We start from the raw sequence: 4,651 nt of genomic DNA, 5'->3' as shown, positions 1-4,651 counted from the left end.
GGCGTCGCCATTCCCCACGGCAAGCTGCCCAAGCTGGAAAAGATCTTCGGCATGTTCGCCCGCCTCGATCGCCCGATCGATTTCGAATCGATGGACGGCCAGCCGGTCGATCTCGTCTTCCTGCTGCTCGCCCCCGAAGGCGCCGGTGCCGATCACCTCAAGGCGCTGGCCCGCATCGCCCGCCTGCTCCGCGACCAGGACATCGCCAAGAAGCTCCGCGCCTCGCGCGATGCCCAGGCGATCTATTCGGTGCTCGCGCTGCCGCCGGCGACCGCGGCGTAACTCCCCTCCTTCTTGCAGGATAAGGCCCGATCGATTCTGGCACCTGGATTGCGCGGCGCGCAGCAATCTCGTCATGCTCATCTTGATCTCGAAGGTAGAAGACGCGAATATCTTCCCGTTTGAGACGTAGGGCATAGGGGCGGCCCTCACATCGTTAAGGGCCGTTCGCCGTTATGGACTGAGTGCACGTGACTGGGAATGGAAGGGCGCCGCTGCACATCGGTGCCGGGGCGGAAGAGCGGCCCGCGGCCGTGCTTCAGGGTGGTCAGCTTGGCGCCGGACTGCATACCGCAGCGGACTCCGATGCATATGAAAGCGCGATCTGGAAAGCGCCAAGCGCCGGCGTGGAACGGCTGGCCAGAAACGTGATCCGCAGCTCGATCACCCTCAACGTGGTCGCATCAATGGGTGTTCTTCACCCCGCATTACTACCTTCAGAGTGGAGCTATGTGCAGCAGGCGGTCGCGCTGCTGATGTGGATCGTCTCGATCTATGCCAGTGTCTTCGTACGGCCGCGGGTCCGGATCCAGCCCAATCCAGATCTCATCGCGTTGGTCACATTTTATGCCCTCGCGGCCGTTTCCGTTCTCTGGACCACGCTTTCCATCGCAGCGATCATGAAGAGCGTTGCACTTGTGGTGACGACTTTCGGTGCGTATTGCCTCATCACGCGTATCGACATCGACGAGATCGTCGGATCCACGGCGCTTGGGCTGTTCGTTCTGGTCGCCGCCTCGGCGTTGTGCGCCGTCTTCGTGCCCGAGATCGGCGTCGACCAGAGCTGGATGCACAACGGCCAGTGGCAAGGAATCTACGAATCGAAGCAGACGCTCGGCTTTATCAGCGCATATCTGATGTTCTTTGCCTGTTATCAGAAGATCACGGGGCAGGGATGGATTGCATTCCTCGTGTCGCTTGTTCTGGCATCGACCTGCGTCATCGCCTCGGAGTCGCGTGGTGCCGGCGCTGTCGCATTCGCGGCGGGCGGGCTGCTCGTGACTTCCATGTGGTCGATCCGCTGCATGAAAATCTATGCGGTGTTGCCATTCATCATGTGCATCCTGGCCGCTCTGCTGATGCTGTATTTTTACGTGACGGGGTACGATTCCATCCATCTCGGCGAGGCGACCGTCGATTTGACCGAGCGGACCTTCATTTGGCAGTACGCCATCGGCCATTTCAACGATGCGCCGCTGCTGGGCTTCGGCATCAACGGATTCTGGACGCGCCCCGCGATCTACGACTATTTCAACCAGAATCATGGCTGGGTGCTCGACAATTATCATAGCGGTTACATCGCGGTCGCGATTGAAACTGGATTTCTGGGATATTTGCTGTTCGTCACGAGCGTTTATCTGTTCTCGGAAAAGGTCCTCTATTTGATCGCCACCCGGTCGATCGATCGGCATCACTGCGCGCTGATCATCGGCTTCGTCGTCCTGAGCTTTCAATCGAACTTCACGGAGACGATGTTTCTTCGCTCGACAATGTTCACGTCGGTGCTGCTCGTCGCATTCTTCTTCGCAGTGTGCAGGCCGGTGCCCCAGCAGGGGCCTGCAGCAATGACGGGGCAAACAGGATGAATGCCATCCGCGTCCGCTGGACGATAGCCTTTCGTCTTGTCTTGGCACTATCCGTGCTTCCGATCTGCTTCCGGACCGAGGCAGCCGGACAGGCCAACACGCCCCCTGCTCCAAAATTGGGGCGCGGCATCAACATCCTCGGCTACGACGGCGTCTGGGAGGGAGGCCGAAACGCGCCATTTCGTCTGGACAACCTCACTGCGATCAGACGCGCCGGGTTCTCGCACGTTCGGATAAATTTCTTCGGCTTTAGATTCATGAATCCGGAGAAGGTAATGGATGAAGTCGTCTTGAGGCGGCTCGATGGCGTCATCGAGGAAGTGCTCGCCCGAAATCTCATCCCCATCCTGGACGAGCACGATACCCATGTTTGTCAGCGCGACATCTCCGAGTGCACAGACAAGCTGAAATCGTTCTGGACCCAAATCGCCGCGCGCTACGCCGGGAAATATCCAGCACTTGTCTTCGAGGTCCTCAACGAGCCGGGCGGGCAGATGTCGTCCACCGGCTGGAACGGCCTTCTGAACAAGTGCCTCAGCATCATCCGCGCCACCAATCCCCGGCGGACGGTCATCGCTTCGGTTCTCAACGTCGACGAGATGCCGGTCGAGGACCTGGTCCTGCCGTCGGATGACCGGAATCTGATCGTCACGTTTCACTATTACGCGCCGATCCGTTTCACCCATCAGGGCGCACCGTGGTCGCCCACATTCTCGCGAATCGGCCCGCTCGACTGGGGTACCCCGGAGGATAAACAGAAGGCCCGCGCCGATTTCGAGAAGATTCGGTCCTGGTCCCAAAGAGAAAAGCGCCCGATCTATCTCGGCGAGTTCGGCGTGTACGAGGCCGCTCCAGCCGAAGCACGGACCAGATATCTGTCATTCGTGGCGCGGAGCGCAGAGCGGCTTGGCTGGGCTTGGGCCTATTGGCAGTTCGATCATGATTTCGCGGCCTTCGACAGCGCGCGTCAAGCCTGGAAGCCGGACATCCTGCGGGCACTGCTTCCGGCCGGGCGTTGAGGTGCATCCGGGACGCGAGCCATCGCCGCACACTGCCTCATTGCGAGCGAGCGAAGCAATCCAAAATCTTGCCACGGAAAGATTCTGGATCCCCCAAAGCAAACGGGCACGCCTTCCTGCGAAGGCATGCCCGCTTGAAACCCTATTCGTGCGACGCGCGCGTGCTCAGTGCACGCTCACCGCTTGCAGCTCGTTGCTCCAGGCGTTGGCGATTGCGGCTTCGCGGCTGTCGGTCAGCATGATCGGCGTGCCGTCGGCGGCGTGGAGCGCGAAGAGCTTGAGGCCCGGCGCGATCTTCGGCGCTTCGGGAAACAGGCCCGGCACATCCTCAGAGCGGATCTGCTTCACATAGGCGATATGGCCTTCGCCGAGGGTTGCCAGCGTTTCCGGCGAGACGTTCTTGGCTTCGTATTCGAACGCAACGTGACCTTCACTCATGGTCTCGACTCCTCTCTCGAAACTAAGCGGTCGAGTCCGCTACTCGTTCCATTATTCGTGCTCATTGATAGCGATTGTCTTAACGATCCTCTCCGGTTCCGGCCGGGCAAGATCGATCGCCAGCAATCCGTTCTTCAGATCCGCACCCAGCACCAGCATCCCCTCCGCCAGCACGAAAGTGCGCTGGAAGTGGCGCGCGGCGATGCCGCGATGGATGTATTGCCGGGTCTTGTCGTCCTGCTGCCGCCCGCGAATGACGAGCTGGTTTTCCTCAATGGTTACATCGAGTTGGTCGCGGGTGAATCCGGCGACCGCCAGCGTGATCCGCAGACGCTCGGGCTGGCCCTCCGACCGGTCGCACCTCTCGATATTGTAGGGAGGGTAACCGTCGGCGCCTTTGACAACCCGATCGAGCACGCGCTCGATCTCGTCGAAGCCCAGAAGGAAGGGACTGGAAAGCATGGGAACACGAGACATAGTTTACAAAGTCCTCTCGAAGCGACTTTGGTGCATCAGGGCCCGTACAGGCACCCCTTGATCAGCAATATGGGCATATCCGCGTGTGGGTTCAAGGACGTAGCCGGGGCTGTGGACTGGCAGCTCACCCGCAAAAGCTGACTTGTCGCCATGGCGCGAAACGCCTGCCACAAGCCGGCCCGACGAAATTGCGGTGTGATTTTTCTCAACAAAAACAAACCCCCTTCTACTGTGCATGGGGTTGTTTTCGCGTTTTTTAATCGACGGCCCAGCGGAACCCGATCAGGCCTCGATCCGCGTCCGCCCATCGCCGCTGAACAGATGCAGCTTTTGGCGCATTGCTGCGACGCGGATCTTCTCGCCGATCGGAGGCGCCTCTGAGCCGGGAATGCGGACGATGACCTCGCCGGGCGGCAGTTCGCCGGGGTTGGCGGCGATGCGCTGCTCGTCCTGAGCCCGCGTGCCGTAAACGAAGGTTTCAGCGCCGACGCGCTCGATCGCTTCCACGGTGAGCGGAAGGGCGACGCCGCCGGCCGGGCTCTGGTCGGTGATGACGAAATCCTCCGGGCGAATGCCGAGGATGCCGGCGTCGGTGCTGCCGAGCTGCGACTTGATCTCGTCGGCGCGAATCGACATCAGATTCATCGGTGGCGCGCCGATGAAGGAGGCGACGAAAGTCGTCGCCGGCTTCTCGTAGATCGCCAAGGGATTGCCGACCTGCTCGACCTGGCCGCCATTCATCACCACGAGAATGTCGGCGAGCGTCATCGCCTCGAGCTGGTCGTGGGTGACGTAGATCGACGTGGTGTTGAGCCGGCGCTGCAATTTGCGGATCTCGACCCGCATCGCGAT

Annotated in this window: 6 protein-coding genes; 3 read left to right on the top strand and 3 right to left on the bottom strand. The window is 60.6% G+C overall.

Going from position 1 to position 4,651, the window contains the following annotated elements:
• The 3 genes from IVB32_RS39160 to IVB32_RS39150 all read left to right on the top strand — a co-directional run.
• On the top strand, nucleotides 1-282 hold a 282-nt coding region (locus IVB32_RS39160; RefSeq protein WP_247413094.1), incomplete at its 5' end, for a PTS sugar transporter subunit IIA.
• 182 nt (nucleotides 283-464) lie between these two features.
• The gene (locus IVB32_RS39155; RefSeq protein ID WP_247370548.1) at nucleotides 465-1,865 is read left to right on the top strand and encodes an O-antigen ligase family protein; all 1,401 of its coding nucleotides are present in this window, start codon (nucleotides 465-467) and stop codon (nucleotides 1,863-1,865) included.
• A complete protein-coding gene (locus tag IVB32_RS39150; RefSeq protein ID WP_247413136.1) occupies nucleotides 1,862-2,884 on the top strand; it encodes a cellulase family glycosylhydrolase in 1,023 nt (340 codons plus the stop codon). The genes IVB32_RS39155 and IVB32_RS39150 overlap by 4 nt, the downstream gene beginning before the upstream one ends.
• A gap of 165 nt (nucleotides 2,885-3,049) precedes the next feature.
• Here the strand turns inward: IVB32_RS39150 and IVB32_RS39145 are convergent, their stop codons facing one another.
• From IVB32_RS39145 to IVB32_RS39135, 3 genes are all read right to left on the bottom strand, one after another.
• Nucleotides 3,050-3,322, bottom strand: coding sequence for a DUF1150 domain-containing protein (locus IVB32_RS39145; protein ID WP_007598581.1), 273 nt, complete (start codon nucleotides 3,320-3,322; stop codon nucleotides 3,050-3,052).
• A gap of 51 nt (nucleotides 3,323-3,373) precedes the next feature.
• A complete protein-coding gene (locus IVB32_RS39140) occupies nucleotides 3,374-3,799 on the bottom strand; it encodes an Hsp20 family protein (protein ID WP_026233018.1) in 426 nt (141 codons plus the stop codon).
• Nucleotides 3,800-4,081: 282 nt separating this feature from the next.
• A partial coding sequence (locus IVB32_RS39135) for a TOBE domain-containing protein (RefSeq protein ID WP_247413092.1) occupies nucleotides 4,082-4,651 on the bottom strand: 570 nt, incomplete at its 5' end.

This window comes from Bradyrhizobium sp. 23 (assembly GCF_023073295.1).
In the GTDB taxonomy this organism is placed as follows: Bacteria; Pseudomonadota; Alphaproteobacteria; order Rhizobiales; family Xanthobacteraceae; genus Bradyrhizobium; species Bradyrhizobium canariense_D.
The sequence above is the reverse complement of the archived record's forward strand: the minus strand, read 5'-3'. Positions and strand labels throughout refer to the sequence as shown.

Coding starts and splice junctions, on each gene's coding strand:
- IVB32_RS39150 (WP_247413136.1), top strand. CDS start 1,862: ATGAATGCCATCCGCGTCCGCTGGACGATAGCCTTTCGTCTTGTCTTG.
- IVB32_RS39145 (WP_007598581.1), bottom strand. CDS start 3,322: ATGAGTGAAGGTCACGTTGCGTTCGAATACGAAGCCAAGAACGTCTCG.
- IVB32_RS39140 (WP_026233018.1), bottom strand. CDS start 3,799: ATGTCTCGTGTTCCCATGCTTTCCAGTCCCTTCCTTCTGGGCTTCGAC.